The organism is Legionella gratiana, assembly GCF_001467695.1.
Classification (GTDB): domain Bacteria; phylum Pseudomonadota; class Gammaproteobacteria; order Legionellales; family Legionellaceae; genus Legionella; species Legionella gratiana.
Map to the genome: position 1 here is coordinate 188,775 of NZ_LNYE01000023.1, position 17,437 is coordinate 206,211.

Consider the following 17,437-nt stretch of genomic DNA (forward strand, 5'->3'; position numbering starts at 1 on the left):
AACAATGTGTACTGTCTATGATCTTATGATAGGCCAATCCTCATAGTAATGCCACTTGGTCTTAATTGTTTTTTGCAAAGATTGCGTTAAAAAAATAGGATAATCGTAATCTTCAAATATAAAATAGAGCAAAAGCATGCTGTGCTCGAGTCAGTCCGAAAGTAAACTACGTTTAATTTTTTCTCATGATACCGAAAAATGGAACACTAAGAGTCGGTCTTTTAAACGTTGCATAGCTTCGACTGTTTTTTCCAGTTTGAATAAAAATTTGGGTGTAATAAAGTTTTCCTTGTTTATCACGAGCAACTCCAATACCTGTCAGATTATAATTACCAACAATATTTCTTTTATGTCCTGGACTATGTAGCCACTGCTTTACTACTTCTTGGGCACTTTTGTAGTTATAAGCGACATTCTCGGCGCCACCACCCGCGTTTTTAATTTGTGAGCGTAGTGTGGCAATTCGCTTTCCAAAGTCTTTATGGCCAAAAGGCATGCGATGGGTGGCCATATCCTGAGAATGTTGTTTGGCTTGAATTACAATATGATTATCCATCGTCAGTTTAGATAAGCCATGTTGTTGTCTGTATTCATTAATGTAGAATAAAACAGCATTTTGGATGGCTGTATCATTTTCACTATTTTTTGATACAGGTTTCGCATAGGCGTAAGACAAGAAGCTAAAAACAATAGAACTTAAAATGATTCTAATTTTTAAAGACATAATATTCTCTTCATTTTGAGTTTCGGCTAAGGAGATCGGCTCATTATCACGAACCGTTCGGGCTGAGGAGCACTGCTATTGACTGAAGGGCTTCGTCATTTTCGCGAAAGCGGAAATCCATTTCTATTGGAGCATGGTGTCTACATCAAAATGGGTCCCCGCTTTCGCGAGGACGACTACAAGTTCATTAAGTCTATGGCAGGACTCCTCAACCCGAACGAACCTAGATATCGACTGGATCTTATATAACTCTTATCCGAAACGTTTATTTAGGTAATCAACTCGGATTGAAATAGTGACTAAAATGAAGACAATTGTCCAGATCTATTTAGATATAAATAAATCCAAAAAGATTTTAATTGATTCACTTTGTTTGATGATATGGTTTTTACCATTTAATGACTTAAGTTAGTAATCGCCTTTTGTAGATCTTCGACTTCCCCAGAATAATGAAAGTAAATTCGTTTTTTTGAACAGTCTATAAGGCACAAGGCTTCTTGAGGTTGATCGCCAAATTGTTTAAATACCCAGAATACACCATCGTGATGTTGGCTTTCTATTTCTTTTAATAAGTCTACCATCTTATCGTTTTCTAGCGCAGAATGAGGACAATTTAAGCCTAATGCATGGTGAGTTATTTTATAGGCATAATGTTTTTCTTTCATGATAGTACTCCCTATAATTTAATGGCGCTAAGTTAAGCGTTTTTTGAGTAAACTCTTCACATATCGACTTCCGATTTGATTAAATTATAGTTCAATAGAAGGAGAAGCTAATCTAAAATATTCCTGAGTTTCAGTGTTACGATCCTATTTTTTATAGGTTAATAGATAATCCAACCAATAGGGCATGTAATGTAGGTATATTTGATAATTGTTCCTTATTGTGAGTATCTAAATGAAGATTAGGACCATTACCGCTAAATATTCCCTGATACAATAGACTTAAACTAGCTAGAGCAGTAATTGGATATCCAAAACCCGCTTGTATTTCACCAGCGAGTTGTGAAATATCATTTAGGGGTGCACGGGTATCTCGCCAGTGTCTGTATGCAAGTCCACCTTTTAATTGAGCAAAAAAATCACTATTTCCCAATGGATCGCTTTTGGTTGTGATTAATAAATCGAGTGTAGGTGAAAGAGTGGTTTGCATTGGAATCCAATTTTTTAGTGCTTGAAATGTTTCTTTTTGCAAGTTCAATTTTATTCGAGTACCCGTTTGCAGCCCTAATTCTAGGCCCAGGGCAATATTGCCTGCGAGCATCAGTTCATTAGCAAGTGCAAACCTTCCTATGGCCGTATTTTTATTACTAGAATTTACTTGGTAATTACCAGTTCCAGCACTTGCAGAAACAGACCATGGCTGATCTTGAGATATTTCTTTAGGGAAATAATTGCCAGCGATTGTATTAAATGATAATAAAATTCCTATTATAATTAACTTCATTTGTCATATCCCTAAATGAATTGTTCATAATCATACTTTGCAGGCTACATACTAAGATGTGTTAGCTCCATCACTGCAAAGTACCTGGGAATGTGAGACATAAAGGCAGTAGGTTCTCGCCATAATATCAACTACTTTTATTAGGGGCTGTTAACAAGTTCACTATCCTGGCCAAAATGGCATGATTTTATCCGTTCCGATGCATACTCACATACTTTGAGTATGCTGTATTTCGGTGCTCTAAAATCATGCCATTTTGGCTCAGTCTAGCGAATTGTTAACAGGTCCTAAGTAAGAGTCCAACCTGTACTCAAATCTGACTTTTACCCAAGATGTTTAACTTATGATTAAGAGACAGCTCAAGCATGGGGTCTGACCATTACCTTCTTAATTTGGCGGAGAGAGAGGGATTCGAACCCTCGATACGTTTCCGTATACACACTTTCCAGGCGTGCGCCTTCGACCGCTCGGCCATCTCTCCCAATCGGGCAAGCTTATACAGGTCAGATGATAAAATCAACCCTTGTTTTATCTTAAATACATAACTTTTAGATGATATTGTATATACTATTAGTAAATAGTTCTAAGGTTGTTACTATTTCTTAGTATGGGTTTCGTTTTGAGCCCCAAAATAAAAAGATTAATTGCTCTACGCACGAAGGATTCTAATATGTTAGCACGAATTTTTATTGTCGCTGTAAGTCTTATTTCCTCTAATTCACTATGGGCTATTACCTGTTACTATACCTTAGCTAAGGATAATTGTTGGAGTAACTATACTGTGACAGTAGATGTTATGGATGCAGCAACGGCCAAAGTTTTAACCACAGCAATAATACCGCCTGGAAAGTCTTGGGTGCGTCAATCTTTTCTTTGTGAGCCTGGACAGAAATTAATGTATCGTGCTCAGTTTTCACCGGCGATATGGGAAAGCGGAAAAGGTGAAAGTTATTATGCTAAAAACTATTGGTCTTTACCCAATGAAGTTAATCCTGGTGATTCAGCGTGGAATGTTTCTGTGTGTTATCCTTCCGATTTTTCACAAATCCCACTTCCTCCTGACGCTACTGGAACATGTAAGTGTGATTTTGACAGTATTCCAGCAATACCACCCAAAAAGATATAAATGGGATTGATCTAAATACGGACTGACTTTTTAGGATTATTCCTATATAAGTTGAGGGGACAATTCATGATTACTTTAAGAAATAAAATTGGTCAAATGTTAATTATGGGATTTGATGGATGCACTATTCATGATAAAAGTCCCGTGGCTGAATGGCTTTCTTCTGATGGATTAGGTGGTGTTTTATTATTTGATCAAGATGTATCTACAGCATCGTATGGAAGGAATTTAAAAGATCAGGCACAAATAAAACAGCTGACTCGTCAACTTAATGATTATTCTTCTGAAATAAATTATAAAAATAATGGATTACCTCTATTAGTTGCCATAGATTATGAAGGAGGAGCCATCGACTGCTTGTCCAGAGTTGAGGGATGTATGCCAACCATCAGTGCTTATGATATGGCACGTTTGTCTCCTGAAGCATTGCAGGCGGAATTGACCCAAATGGCGTTTACGTTAAAGTCTTTAGGGTTTAATCTTAATTTTGCTCCGGTTGTGGATTTAAACTTACAAGAAGAACAGGGTATTGTTGGTGCCTTACATCGTAGTTTTTCAACTATTCCTGAACAAGTAGTTGATTTTGCTAAAAAATTTGTGGGTGTTTTTTCTCGCTACGGTATTGCATGCTGCTACAAACATTTTCCAGGACATGGAAGTGCGCTTGGTGATACGCATAAGGGATTTGTCGATGTGACGAATACATTTCGAAGAGAAGAGTTAGAACCGTATTTTTCATTGGTACGCGATGTGTATCATCCTACAATGATTATGACAGCGCATGTAATAAACAAAAAGCTGGACAGTCAGGGGATGCCGGCTACTTTATCCTACGAGATTTTAACGGGTTTATTGCGTAATTCTATGAGTTATGATGGAGTAATTATCGCTGATGATTTACAAATGCAAGCCATCACTGATCATTACTCGCTTGAGGACGCTTTATGTCTGACAATCAATGCAGGGGCTGATATGATCATTTTTGCAAATCAATTAGCCAAGATAACAGCGCCTGAAGTAATTGAAGTAATCGAGCGCTTAATCTTTGAACAAAAAATAGAATCCCAACGTATTGAAGATGCCTACCGACGGATTATCCGTTTGAAACAGCAAATTAATTGTATAGAATTAGTTGGTTAATTGTATAAGGCACATAAAGCTCTTGACGAATAATTGGCGCGTGTTAGAATATAATTCGTATTGCTCATATTTTAAACATTTATAAGGGTTTCCATGTTAATTCCGTCTTACCATATGGCTCATCATTCGACCCTCTCTCATTTTAAGCTTATTTGTTGTTGTTGCTGATCTCATTTTCTTTTTTCCCCTTCTTTATCGTTCGGTTTTTTTTGAGGATTTTAAATATGTGTGCAGCACATCAGCAACAGAAAAAATTCATTTTTAGTACCCCATTAATTTATGCTTTGATGATCGGTTTAGGTATTGCCAGTGGGCTGTCGGATATAAGTGTTTTAAAAGAAACTGGATTATTGGTTTCCGATTTGTTTATTAAGCTCTTTAAATGCATCAGTTTACCGATCATTTCTTTATCGATAATTGTTACTTTGGCAAATTATAAGACCGATGGATTTATGAAAAAAATTTGGAAGCGAACAATTACGTACACTTTTTCGACAACTGTAGTAGCTGCGGTAATTAGTTGCTTACTCTATATCGTTATTCATCCTAGCTCTGTTCAGGTCAATTTGGACTCTCATGAGATTAAATCAGCAAGCAGCCTAGGATATATTGGGTATTTGGCAAATATCATACCAACTAACTTATTAGCTCCCTTTTTAGAGCAACAAGTCATGGGGGTATTATTCTTAAGTATCATTATTGGCATTGCGGTACGCCAAATTCCCGATGAAGATTCACGTGATATAATAACACGCTTTTTTAGAGGCGCACACGGTATGTTTTTGGTGATGACGCGTTGGATTATTGCCGTTATTCCCTTGGGACTTTTTGGTTTTATTACTTCAACAGTTGTTCAATTACGTTCTGGCATGGATATTAAAGGTATAGGTGAATACTTATTAATTGTTGTTTTAGCAAATTTAATCCAAGGTTTTATTATATTGCCATTATGGTTGAAGAAGAACAAAATTCAGCCTTTTACAGCGATGCGTTCTATGCTTCCCGCATTATCAGTAGCTTTTTTCTCTAAGTCTTCAGTGGGCACATTACCTGTAACTATGAGTACTATAGAAAAGAATCTACAGGTTAAGCCATCAATCAGTCGTTTTGTGCTACCGCTATGCACCAGTATCAATATGAATGGTTGCGCTGCTTTTATTTTTGCTACAGTGATTTATTTAATGCAAAATCACGGCATACCAATTTCTTATGGTACGATGGGATTATGGATTATCGTTGCTACAGTTGCTGCGATTGGTAATGCCGGTGTTCCTATGGGATGCTTTTTCCTTAGTGTGAGCTTATTATCGAGTATGAATGTTCCAATTGTACTTATGGGTGTTATTTTGCCTTTCTACGGTCTAATTGATATGTTGGAAACCTCCTTAAATGTTTGGTCTGATGCCTGCGTGACTAAAATTGTAAATGATAAAGCAATTGCAGAAGAACAGGCTGAATTAAAACCCCGAAAAATAGCTGCATATGAACCTGAGCTAGGTTAAACCTATAAAAATCAGTTGAGTCCTACTGCACAAGTTAAGACCGCTGAACCTGCTGTATTTTTTGAAGGACGTGAGGCAACGAATAATATATTGCCCACGTCCTAAAATGTTCTTACTGTCTTTTCTTTTTAGCGATCCATTAATTCCTATACAAACACAAGTAAATTTGATAGTGTTTGCACTTGAAAAATTTAGCAAAAATGAACTAAAAAATCGGTATTAGAATGAGTCGTTTAATTTAAAATTTTAAGGAATAAAATGAAAAAGTTATACGCAATAGTAAGCCCTGCATATACTTCGGTTGGCGATAGTCTTAAAGATTTATCCTCGTTTGTCGTTAATCCTTTTCATCAGTTTATGTATGAACAAGTTTGTGGTTATTCATTAGGCCATGAGGTTGCATTTTTTGATAGCATAGAAGATGCTCAAAAGAGCATGGATGTAAGTATTCGAGGTGCAAAAGTGGATTCTAAAGCAGCAGCCCAAAAGGCCATTATTGAATTAGATGCTGATGATGAAGGAAAAATAACAGGAGCTTGCAAGCTTTACACAGCTGAAGTCCAAAAGCTTTATGAACAAGCAGAACAAGAGCGTTTTTTCAAAGCAGTTCGCATGCCTCTCTGGAAAGAGCAAATAATAAATCCAGAGATAGATTTTACTGAAGGAGCACTTGAAGAGTTGAACAGGCAGTACCAAGGGAGTAAAAAAACAGCAACAGCGCAAGTATCGTAAAAAATTAAAGTAATTTGGGCGAATGAAAAGCGATCCATGAGCGAAGCAATTGACTTAGAACGATGCTGCATTGAAGATTTGAAGGATCACTTGCGGAGCATGAGGCATGAACGCTCAATGACGTCAATTTAAGGACGAATCATCGCCTCTCGATATCGTCGCCCTCCGTGAGCGGAGGACGACGTTCTTTCGAAAATTTAGAGTTGACAATTGATTATCGTGAGGGTGAATTGTGAGCATGCTCATCCTATCATTTCATTCAGATGGGGGATGAGTTCTTTACAGTGTCTCATCGTTCTTTGATCCTCTGGTGGTATTGTCCAATAATCTCCATATTGTTGAATGAGAAATGTTTCGGCATTATTGGGAATATTGAACTCTTTAGTTTCAAATATAACACGTTGAAGGGGATATATTTCATCATGTTTTATTAAATTATTACCGACACAATTATAACCACGCCCTACATAAGGGCTTTTACTTGTGTTGGCTTGATAGATAATTTTTTCTAGGAAAAATTCGAGCAGAGATTTAGGCAAAAGAGAGGCAATAGTCTTGTAAAGAGTTGGATAATGTCCTGTTTTCACTTTGCTGTATTTAGTGCTTAATAAACGGGAGAGTTTTTTAGCATAAAATTTATAGCGCTTTCGTTGCTTAGGATCCACGGGCATGTTGTCATAGACAAAAACATCAATAAAGATACCTTGCACATAAGGTTCATTACCTTTTTCATGCTTTTCAATAAAACGACTGCATCGATCTCTAATTTTTAAAGGTGTGGCCATGTTAAAATAGCCAGGATCACTGTGTATTGTTTGTAGCCACATGAAATCAGGAATTTCTTCGGGAGCGACACGTAAGAATTGTTCATAACTTGCACGAGGCATAGCAATATCTACATCATCATCCCATGGGATAAAACCTTGATGTCGCACAGCTCCTAGAAGGGTTCCTGCATCAAGCCAATAGTCTAAATTATGCTTAAGACAAATAGAATCAATGACTTCGAGCATCGCAAGCATCTTTAATTGTGCTTGTCTTAATCGACCATCGCTAAATGCAGATTCTGCAGAATATGGGTTTATTTGTTGTGCTAATGTCATGAATTAGTTCTTCATTACAAATGACAATAGGGAATATATTAGCAAAATAATTTAAAATCATTAACAGAGTGTAATTAATAAATTTTATAACCTAAGATATGACGAAGAGTAATCGTTGATTTATCGAAGATGAAATACGAAAATGCACTCACCAAGAACTCGAGAGCACTGAATGATGTAAATGTGCACAGTTCTCTGTTTCGAGGTTCTGCGGCTTGTCTGCAGAATCCAGCAATGTGGGGAGCGTTTCTAGATCCTGAGGACATGTCACGGGACGTAAGCATATGACGCTCTAGGGGTTGTTGACACATTCCTAATGTAATTTTTTTATTTAAAATAGGCCACTTATGTCTAATGAATTAAATCATTATTATCTGCAAACTATGGGTATCGATCTTTGGCTACTGCGTCACCCTAATTCTTGTCAAAAAGACCTATCCTCACTCGCAAAAGAAGTGGCAGCATGTACACGATGCCCTCTGCATAAGACACGTACACAAACTGTTTTTTATCGCGGCCATGAGCAAGCTAAGTTAATGATTATTGGGGAAGCCCCAGGTTTTTATGAAGATCAGCAAGGTTTGCCCTTTGTCGGAAAGGCCGGGGGTTTATTAAATCAAATGCTGCAGAGCATTGAGATGGTTGAAAAGGATGTTTATATCGCTAATGTTTTAAAATGCAGACCCCCTAATAATCGCGATCCCCATCTGGATGAAATTGCTCAATGCAGTTCTTTTCTGGTTCGTCAAATTGAGTTTATTCGACCCCATCTGATTTTGGCTTTAGGGCGTTTTGCAGGCCAATTTTTATTGAACAAGCCTCTTTCTTTGAAACAACTACGTAATACGGTACATCATTATAACAATATTCCCTTCGTAGTGAGTTATCATCCTGCTTATCTTTTGCGAAATCCAGCTGATAAGAAAAAAACCTATTTTGACTTATTAACTGTAAAAAAATTATTGTCAGAAAAAATGAGTTGAATAAGGCAAATTCTTTTTAGCGAATTATGAATTTTTTATAGCAAAATTTTTCCATTCATTAGATGCATTAATAAACTGCTGTAAATACCCAATAAGTAGTCTAACCATTCGTTCTTCTTTGCGTTTCACTAGAAAATATGCATAAAATTCGATATCCAAATCACAACCTTCAATTTTTATCGGAGATAAACCTGGCTGCAATAAACGTTCATAAATCACAGACCATCCTAATTGTTGTTGGGTCATAGCGATATTATTATAGATGGTATTCGCTTCGGATATTACTCTTAAGTTCAGATCATTATTCCATAGAAGTTCATCAATTTTCTGGCGCAATGCCATTCCTTTTTCCATTACTACAGCATCGTAAAGAGCTAAATCGCTCAATGTTAGATTCTTATTTAAGTGAATAGGATGATCATCAGCAGCAACAAGTAAAAGTTTTTCTCTCCATAAGGGAATCGAAGTTACTGTTTTTGGAAAACTGAAGCTCAAAGGAGAAAGAATTATATCGAAATTACCACTAAATAATCCATCGACAACATCTCGCTCATGAATTAATTTGATGTTCATGAGTAAATTATTGTTTTGAGAGCTTATATATTTTTGAATGTCAGGGAGTACAGATTGCGCGATATAAACTGAAGCGCCAATATTGCTAAGCAAACGTGAATTACAATTTTTTCCTTCCAGTTGAAGCATCAATCCTTCATAGGTATGTATTAATTGCCTAATATAAGGAATACTTAGCTTACCTTTTTCAGTTAATTCGGTTCGTAAACCTGATTTTTTAAATAACTGCACTCCAAGTTCTGACTCCAACTTTTGTATGCGCTTGGTCATAGCGGGCTGAGTAACATACATTTTTTTAGATGCTAAAGAAATCGAATGATATTCAACAACAGCGAGAAATGATTTTAATTCGACGATATTCATTTTTCAGTATGTCTTGATAATTAATTTATCTTATAACTACTCGATCAATAGTTCAATATAGGGTGATAGTGGGTACTCATATTTTTTAAAAGGAATTATTTTCTTAACAACTATAATGCTCTAACTAACAATTAAAAACAGTGGTGTCACAGGTTCTAATTTTATAATTCAATTTGACATCAAGACACTAGGGCACTGTTAACCTAGTTAACAGTGCCCATACTATTTATAAAGTGTATCAATATTCCTATTTTCGATTTTTGCGGGGTGTTGGTGTTATATTCTCTAATTGTATGTATTCGTTACGAAGCTCTTGGAGGTTACTTCGTAGTGATTGTTGCATAGAATAAGGGGCAGTATTGCTGGATCTTATTGAATCGTTGATTTCCTCTTTTGAATTTGAAATACTTTCGTTGACAGAGCTTTGGATTGTAAATTTTAGCACGTCAAATTTATTCATGCTGTTTGGTATTAAATTACTGGAATTCGCTTGAAAATTGTTTAGCTTTACAGTGGCATGGTTTTTAAATTCTGAAACAATCAAATGGAAAATAGTGGGATTCATTGCATTTTCTTTGGCTAATGTTATAAAGGTGTTTCTGATTTCGTTTTTTAATTCATCACATAATCTTAGGAGCTTATCGCTTTGATTAGTTTGTGTGTTTTGCACTTCACTCTCTAGATCATTAACTAATGTTAGAATTACATCAAGGTACTTTTGTGCTGACTTCCTAGTTATTGAGGTTTGCGGTTGATTTTTATGGCTATCAGAAAGAATGATACTTTGTTTAATACCAATATAAAAATCGTCATCACTATTTATTTTATGTATTATCTGGCTTTTTGAGAAATAACTGTCAATCAGACTCTTAATTTGATAAGCGATTCTATTTTTATTATTGAACAATACTTCATAATTGTTTTTATCAAAACCATGAGCGTTATCAACTTTCCAATGTTCTAGGATCTCGAACAATGAACGTCCATCTATTTTATCAGTAAGATCTTTTAAGATCACAGCAATATCATTATGATTATGCAGCGATTTAAGTTGAGAAGAGTACTTGCTTAGTTGATCAATTAATTTCTTTTTTAGGTCTTTATTCCAAAAATCATCTAAGTATTTGAGATTTATAGATAAGTCGTGATTTTTTAAAATGGTGAGGCGAAAATCGTGTAGCCCCTTTAATACATTTTCATCTCTTAGATTAGAGGATAACGTTACATATTTTTCTTCACTATCTGCTGTACCTAGTAGCCTAATTGTTTCTCCTAATTTGCCACTTGCATCAATAGTGTTTCCAAGTGCTACCATCGCATCTAAAAAACCTTTTTTCCATGTTTGACATTCATATACAACAATAGAACTCTTTGAAATAGCTTCACTATAGGATTGATCCCCCGTGGCGCCTCCAAAATCGCCACATAATTGACGTAGTGCGAGTGATTCATCAGCAGACACCATACCTGTATGTATCACTCTGTAAATAGGACCATTATTATTGGTTTGGGCAACAACTTCTGAACCATCTTCTATAGATGCATAAATGACCTTAGAAAAACCTTTCTGGAGTAGTTTTTCTGATTGTTCTTTTAATACTGTTTTGTCAATTTGATTTTTATCACCAAGGTTGATTACGTCGACATTTTTAACAGGACTAACTATCAAGCTATGTACAGTTAGAAATCGGCGAGCATTATTATGACTGTAATTAACGGCAATATTTGTGTTATTTATATAGTCGTTACTGCTTGCATTGCCTAATATAATGTTACTTGTTTGTGTCAGTTTATTAAAAATATTTTGTCGCGTTTCGTCTTTCGTTAAATCACAATCAACAAGTTGGTTTTCAATAAAAATGCCGCCAAGGTTATTGATACCCGTCGGAAAATCAAGAATCGAACCGGAAAATCCTTTTTGTCGCATTATCTTATCATTTAAATCTCTGATTACCCAATCATCAAAGTTATATTCAGTCATTAAGACAATAGGTACAGTAGGATTATTCTTTGCTAAGATATTAATAACTAAATCTTCTTTAATGTTTAAAACAGGGCCTATGATGATTAAATCAGCTGGAACATCGTATCGATAATTTTGTTGGTAATCATCAATTGGTATTATAGGAAACTTTGAATCTAGATTAATCTTTTCAAGATGCGCTTTCGCTTGTTTTCCTCTAGGACTATCTTTCGGATCAGTCACTAAAGAAATTTCTGCTTTTGGATATTTATCGCGTAATTTTAATCCTATTCTTTTACCAAACGCCAGGTCGCCAAAGTTATTGCTGCAACTACTAAAAACTACGATTTTCATTTTTTTCTCCCAGCTATTTTTTAAATAGCAATCTTATTTCTAGATGCTTATTTTTTATTCTACAAACCATTAATTAAGGGAATTTAAGCGATGCATATCTATGGCTTATTGGATATAACTAATAGTTATTTGGACAAGCGAGGGAGTGATCAGGAAAATCATTCCGTTATCAGAATGGTGTGGGGAGTTATAAATAGATTAATTTTATTTTGTCGCAGTTAAAAATCATTATAATCCATAGCGAGTATTTGTGATTTTTTTCGATAGATTTCCGAAAAATGGGACGGTTCAGATAAGTTTTTTTCACACCATCGGATAGCCGTAATCATAGGTATCGTATCGTTATTTTTATAAAAAGCCCATTGAGCGTGTTCCAGTAATAAGCTTGCGGCAAAGGTTTGCGTTAAAGAATAAGCAAGTTGACGCGCACCTGCTTGTTGATCCTCATCACTTATTTGGGGTGAGTGGATATAATTTTGTAGTTTTTGTGTCATATGTTGGACTTTTACTTTAGCCTGGATGAGGTCATGGAGGTTGATTTGGTTCAAGCGTTTTTGTAGGTCATCGAGAAATGCTACTGCCGCATTTTCTTTATGAATTGCGCGTAAGACATCTAAACTTAGAATATTTGTTGTGCCTTCCCATATGGATAAAACTTGGGCATTTCGCAGTAATTGTGGCAATCCGGTATCTTCAATATACCCAGCTCCACCAAAGGATTCTAAAGCTTCACTGACGAGTGCGATTGCTTGTTTTGCTGAATAGAGTTTTACAAGAGGGGTCAATAGTCTTAATAGGGCTCGTTCGGTTTGTGTTGCTTCACCTAATTCATCTTTTCCTAAAAGTTCAATAGCATGAAAGACGAGATGAAATGCTGCAGTAAATTCTATTTGCATATTCGCTAAAGTTTCGATATGCAGTCCGTGCTTTGATAAAGTGTGACCGAATGCAACGCGTTTCGTGGCATAATCACGGGCAAGTGCAATGGCGCGGCGCATATAACCTACAGCGCAACATGCATTGTAAATTCGGGTGATATTAAATAAGGAGGAGATTTTTTTTACCCCATCACCAGCTCCTCCGACCAATAGTGCACGTGTATTGTTTAAAGTGAGTTCTGCTGTAGGGAGCGCACGTGTGCCTAATTTATCTTTTAAGCGATTAATCCGGATACCATTGAGTTTGTCCATTTGATCGTGAAGTTCTAAATAAAAAAGACTTAATCCTTTACTTCCTTCTGGAGCACCTTCGATACGAGCAAGAGTCATCGCTATTTGTGATGTTGTTGCTGAGGTAAACCATTTGTCACCATTGAGAAGAAAGTAAGTACCATCAGGTTTAGCAATGGTAGAGGTACCACTTACATCCGAGCCTCCTGTGCGCTCAGTCATCCATTGTCCCGAAGTCCAGAATTGAGCAGGATCAGAAGAAATAAGATGTGGAAGGGCATGTTGCTTTAATGACTCATCGGCATAAAGCTCCAAGGCTCGTGCGGCACCATCGGTCATTGCAAGAGGACATGTATAAATGGCTGAAGAGGGATGAAACAGATATAACTTGGCAAATTGATGAATTCGAGAGAAAGCACCATGCCGACGTTCATAACCAATGGCAATTAATTTTTCTTCAGCTGAAATTTTGTCGAGTTTTTTCCAGGCTTGAGAAACCTCGATACGGTCTATGCGCTTACCCCATGGATCATAGGGTATATGTTTGGGTGGATATTCTTCTGCTTCTAGGCCTAATTGGTAAATGTCTTCGATGGCGCGTTGGCCTAAATGATACAATTCAGGTTGAATCTCAGTAAGCATGGGCGGTGGAAGTTTCCATTCAAGATAAGTTTTTAATAGTCGATCATCATCGTATTGATTGCTAAGACAAGGAGGAGTTTGAAAAAAATCACTCATGGATCACTTCCTTATGATTTTTAGTTGGCTCTATCTTAGCTGGATTAAAAATTGAGAGCAACTTAGAAAATTTCATTTATTTTCAATTAAATAAATTAAAGCGAATTTTTTGACAGGAGTAGCTGTTGTCTCAATAAAATTGCAGTCATCTCTTTGAATCTTTGCTTTGCACAAACAGTAAGTTACACTATTATCTTTTTAATTAAGGTTTGTAACAATGAAGAAAAGATCGCATAATCTTTTAACTTGGGTGCCCCATCTTTTCTTGTTTTATAAAGAAAAAGTATTTCGAAAATTAATGCCAATTTCGGTAGTGCTTATCCTCTATGCAGTATTTATTGCCTATTTTTTTGAAAGTGCGACTCGCTATAATTTAGGGCAATTCCACCTGATTTTTAGCTTTATTCTAACTATTATTATTAGTTTTAGAGTCAATACCAGTTACGCACGTTGGTGGGAAGGTCGAGTTTTATGGGGATCTATTGTAAATAATTGTCGTAATTTGGGTTTAAAGTTTGATGCTTTCGTAGGATTGAATGAACATCCCGATTTTTATGCATTACTTCAAAAACTTCCTATCGTTATTAAAGCACATCTACGTAAAGAAAGTAATGGAATCCAAACAGAATTGCTTTCTTTATGTATCCATGAGTTTGAAGGAAAAAATCCAGTTCTTTTAATAATGAAACGAATGTATCGTATTCTTAATGAATTGCGTCAAAAAAATAAGCTGCATCTGGAACAATATCTTGTTTTAGATGTTCATCTTGCGAACATCAACGATATGGTAGGTGGGTGTGAGCGAATTGCTAATACTCCGGTACCCCATGCTTTTGCTTTTTTTGTAAAACAAGCGTTGCTTTTTTATGCGCTTATGTTTCCTTTTGGTTGGATTGATACTTTTGGTTTTTTTATTATTCCAATGATGGTCATGATTGTTTATATTTTACTGGGTCTAGAAATCTTGTCTGAAGAATTGGAAGATCCTTTTGGTAAAGATGATAACGATTTACCGCTTAATGCTATTGCTAAAAATATTGTGCGGAATATAGAACAAATTGCTGAGAACCAAAGCCATTAACCACATTGTGTTCTATATTTAAAGAGTATTATGTTGTGGTAAGTGATTGTGTTTTTTGCTTGAAAAGCAAAGATACATGGGTTACTTTTTATGAAAAAGTAATTGCCTGAGAATAAAGAAGATTTTCCCGAATGCTATATGACTATCAGCAGGAGATAAACTTCATCTTTATCTGGGGAAAAGCAGTACATTAATCATTTAGATAAGGAGAGTTAAATGATAAGTAATAACACGTTAGAGCATGAACATTGTCATATACATCCCAATAAATGTATTTCTTGGACAGCTATTCTTGTTGGGGCGTTAATTGCTCTTGGACTGGGTCTTTTATTAGGTCTATTAAGCATTGTTATAGGGTTAACTTCTTTTAAGACTGTAACTAATGGATCAATTGTATTCTCTTTTGGTGGAATGCTAGGAATAATCGTCTGTGTTATTGTTGCCACGGTTATTAGTGGTTATATTGCAGGTTATTTAGGTCGGTTGCATTGCTCCAAACATCATCATTTGGGAATTATTTACGGTTTTATTACCTGGGTTTCTTCTTTGATCATAGGTGCTATAGTATTAGGGATTTTGAGTCAAAACGTAGTCGCATATTCGAATATTGCTCGTACTGTTGTCGCAATTCCAGTTCCTATTACACAAATTACGACCCCAGTTGGATCTACTAAGATCTCTTCTTCAACAGAAAATGGTGAAAAAGTTACTGTGGTGGAGGTTAACGTGACTCCAGCAGATCTTGCTTCAGGTGCTTTTTTAGCTTTCTTGGTATTTTTTCTTGGGGCAGTGTTTAGTTGTCTCGGCGCTTATTGGGGAATATGTCACAAAAGGCATGATAAGGATAATAAGTAAAGCTCTCGCCTACATCTTAAGAAAAGATGTAGGCAAAAACATGCCGAAGTTAATAACTGCAATTAAAATCGTAAGGAAATACTACAGAAACACTATTTTCTGGACCATTTAAAAAGACGGGGCCTGCTTTTAAAATACATTGACCAATGACAGGAGCTTGTAATAAGCCATTCGCTGGAGTTATATAAGGAGTTGCGCTTATTATTAAAGGCTCTGAAGTACAAGGTAATTTTTCAATAAATTGTGGAGCACTTCCGCCGCTGAGTGTAATGGATTTACTTAATCCTGTTTGACTAGTTACATTAAATGCAACATTTTGGTCAAAAGTTATTGGTGGTGTTGCAACAGCTACTTGAACCTTACAGCTTGTATCTATGTTTGCATATGCAGGAAGAAAGGAAGAGAAACTCATTATGGAAAAAGTAGTAAAAATCACCTTTTTTAACATATAAAACTCCTAGGTTAGTGGTTCAATTTTTTTATTAATGGAATTCATTGTAAAAGGACGGGTAGAGTATCTTGTATTAGGAAAAAAATCCATCAATCCTATCAAAAAAAAGATCAGATCTCTTGCTTTACTGGATCTCTTACCTGCAACTCTATTTTGCTCTTAGGAATATAACTGCGCTCCTTGACCCCCCGCGTTTTTGCACTCAAAGCAAAATCTGTTTGTGATGCAAAAGGTTTGATATATTCTCGTCTTGGAATGTTCTTCGAAGCTGCTATATTAGATAAACTAGGAATATTAATTTTTAAAAAGGAAGATTAATGGTCAAAACCATTCACCAAGTAAAACGATCTATTCAACTCATTTTGATGATTAGTGGAATGATGTGTATGGTTCAAACTCATGCATTTACGGCGGCTAAGCAAGATCCTAGCGCTTCTCATAAAGTTCTAGTTCAATCACAACATGCTCGGGAAATAATTGTACTCGTTCATGGTTTAATGCGTACTTCCTTAAGTATGTGGCCACTAAAAAATTTTTTAAAAAGAAAAGGTTATGAAGTTTATTCTTATAATTATCCTTCTCCTAAATACAGTATCCAAGAACATGGGGTTTATTTAAGTCAATTTATTAAAAATTTATTAGCAAAAAATCCTGGGGTAAAAATTAATTTTATAACGCACAGTCTTGGGGGAATTATTACTCGAGAAGCACTCGCTACCCTTTCAAAAAAGCAATTAAAAAATATTGGTTCTCTCATTATGTTGGCTCCACCTAATCAAGGTTCAAAATTAGCAAAGTTATCTACGAAGATGTTTCCTTTTCTTACCTTCCCGATAAAACCATTAGCTGAGCTTAGTTCTGATCAAACATCATATGTACATCATGTACCTGTACCTAACATTAAAATAGGGATAATCGCTGGTCAGTATGATGCGAAAGTACCACCTGAGTATGCGCGTTTGGAGGGACAAAATGATCCTGTTATTGTGAATTCCAATCATACTTTTATTATGAATAATGCAAAAACACGTGAATTAATCATGAATTTTTTAGCAAGAGGGACATTCAATCAGGAGGTAGGTAAATTATATTCATATAATGATATCTAAGAATATAGAAATTTTAATGCTCATA

16 protein-coding genes and 1 tRNA gene are annotated in these 17,437 nt (G+C 35.8%); 8 read left to right on the forward strand and 9 right to left on the reverse strand.

All coding sequences use genetic code 11. The annotated features are described in order from the left end of the window. Positions 1-172: 172 nt before the first annotated feature. From Lgra_RS11715 to Lgra_RS11730, 4 genes are all read right to left on the reverse strand, one after another. Entirely contained in the window at positions 173-724 is a 552-nt protein-coding gene (locus Lgra_RS11715) for a CAP domain-containing protein (protein ID WP_058499457.1), read from the reverse strand. 395 nt (positions 725-1,119) lie between these two features. Continuing rightward, positions 1,120-1,389 (reverse strand): hypothetical protein, encoded by a 270-nt coding sequence (locus tag Lgra_RS11720; RefSeq protein ID WP_058499458.1) that lies wholly within the window; start codon positions 1,387-1,389, stop codon positions 1,120-1,122. A 151-nt stretch (positions 1,390-1,540) separates the two neighbouring features. Beyond that, positions 1,541-2,170 carry a hypothetical protein gene (locus Lgra_RS11725; protein WP_058499459.1) on the reverse strand — a complete coding sequence of 210 codons (630 nt, stop codon included), beginning with the start codon at positions 2,168-2,170 and terminating at the stop codon, positions 1,541-1,543. 393 nt (positions 2,171-2,563) lie between these two features. Beyond that, positions 2,564-2,651, reverse strand: a tRNA-Ser gene (locus Lgra_RS11730). A 189-nt stretch (positions 2,652-2,840) separates the two neighbouring features. On the opposite strand from Lgra_RS11730, the gene Lgra_RS11735 reads away from it, so the two are divergent. The 4 genes from Lgra_RS11735 (at position 2,841) to Lgra_RS11750 (ending at position 6,670) form a co-directional block, all read left to right on the forward strand. Continuing rightward, positions 2,841-3,296, forward strand: coding sequence for a hypothetical protein (locus Lgra_RS11735; protein ID WP_058499460.1), 456 nt, complete (start codon positions 2,841-2,843; stop codon positions 3,294-3,296). Between the two features lie 66 nt (positions 3,297-3,362). Continuing rightward, entirely contained in the window at positions 3,363-4,436 is a 1,074-nt protein-coding gene (locus tag Lgra_RS11740; protein WP_058499461.1) for a glycoside hydrolase family 3 N-terminal domain-containing protein, read from the forward strand. A 224-nt stretch (positions 4,437-4,660) separates the two neighbouring features. After that, on the forward strand, positions 4,661-5,938 hold the full coding sequence (locus tag Lgra_RS11745) for a dicarboxylate/amino acid:cation symporter (protein WP_058499462.1): 1,278 nt from the start codon (positions 4,661-4,663) through the stop codon (positions 5,936-5,938). A 258-nt stretch (positions 5,939-6,196) separates the two neighbouring features. Continuing rightward, the gene (locus Lgra_RS11750; RefSeq protein WP_058499463.1) at positions 6,197-6,670 is read left to right on the forward strand and encodes a hypothetical protein; all 474 of its coding nucleotides are present in this window, start codon (positions 6,197-6,199) and stop codon (positions 6,668-6,670) included. Between the two features lie 242 nt (positions 6,671-6,912). Here the strand turns inward: Lgra_RS11750 and Lgra_RS11755 are convergent, their stop codons facing one another. Beyond that, positions 6,913-7,773 (reverse strand): LicD family protein, encoded by an 861-nt coding sequence (locus Lgra_RS11755; protein WP_058499464.1) that lies wholly within the window; start codon positions 7,771-7,773, stop codon positions 6,913-6,915. A 347-nt stretch (positions 7,774-8,120) separates the two neighbouring features. On the opposite strand from Lgra_RS11755, the gene Lgra_RS11760 reads away from it, so the two are divergent. Then, positions 8,121-8,756: a uracil-DNA glycosylase gene (locus tag Lgra_RS11760; RefSeq protein ID WP_058499465.1), complete on the forward strand. Its 636-nt coding sequence runs from the start codon at positions 8,121-8,123 to the stop codon at positions 8,754-8,756. 24 nt (positions 8,757-8,780) lie between these two features. Here Lgra_RS11760 and Lgra_RS11765 read toward each other — a convergent pair whose 3' ends face one another. The 3 genes from Lgra_RS11765 to Lgra_RS11775 all read right to left on the reverse strand — a co-directional run bounded on the left by Lgra_RS11765 (position 8,781) and on the right by Lgra_RS11775 (position 13,916). Next, positions 8,781-9,692 carry a LysR family transcriptional regulator gene (locus Lgra_RS11765; RefSeq protein ID WP_058499466.1) on the reverse strand — a complete coding sequence of 304 codons (912 nt, stop codon included), beginning with the start codon at positions 9,690-9,692 and terminating at the stop codon, positions 8,781-8,783. Between the two features lie 247 nt (positions 9,693-9,939). Continuing rightward, a complete protein-coding gene (locus Lgra_RS11770) occupies positions 9,940-12,009 on the reverse strand; it encodes a hypothetical protein (RefSeq protein ID WP_238584436.1) in 2,070 nt (689 codons plus the stop codon). Positions 12,010-12,227: 218 nt separating this feature from the next. Further along, complete coding sequence (locus Lgra_RS11775) at positions 12,228-13,916, reverse strand: acyl-CoA dehydrogenase family protein (protein WP_058499467.1); 1,689 nt, start codon at positions 13,914-13,916, stop codon at positions 12,228-12,230. 217 nt (positions 13,917-14,133) lie between these two features. On the opposite strand from Lgra_RS11775, the gene Lgra_RS11780 reads away from it, so the two are divergent. Both Lgra_RS11780 and Lgra_RS11785 read left to right on the forward strand, forming a co-directional pair. Next, positions 14,134-14,997 (forward strand): bestrophin family protein, encoded by an 864-nt coding sequence (locus Lgra_RS11780; protein WP_058499468.1) that lies wholly within the window; start codon positions 14,134-14,136, stop codon positions 14,995-14,997. A gap of 216 nt (positions 14,998-15,213) precedes the next feature. Further along, positions 15,214-15,852, forward strand: a complete 639-nt coding sequence (locus Lgra_RS11785; RefSeq protein ID WP_058499469.1) for a hypothetical protein — start codon at positions 15,214-15,216, stop codon at positions 15,850-15,852. 49 nt (positions 15,853-15,901) lie between these two features. On the opposite strand, the gene Lgra_RS11790 is transcribed toward Lgra_RS11785, so the two are convergent. Continuing rightward, a complete protein-coding gene (locus Lgra_RS11790; protein WP_058499470.1) occupies positions 15,902-16,300 on the reverse strand; it encodes a hypothetical protein in 399 nt (132 codons plus the stop codon). Positions 16,301-16,620: 320 nt separating this feature from the next. On the opposite strand from Lgra_RS11790, the gene Lgra_RS11795 reads away from it, so the two are divergent. Beyond that, positions 16,621-17,412, forward strand: a complete 792-nt coding sequence (locus tag Lgra_RS11795) for an esterase/lipase family protein (protein WP_058499471.1) — start codon at positions 16,621-16,623, stop codon at positions 17,410-17,412. Positions 17,413-17,437 lie beyond the last annotated feature (25 nt).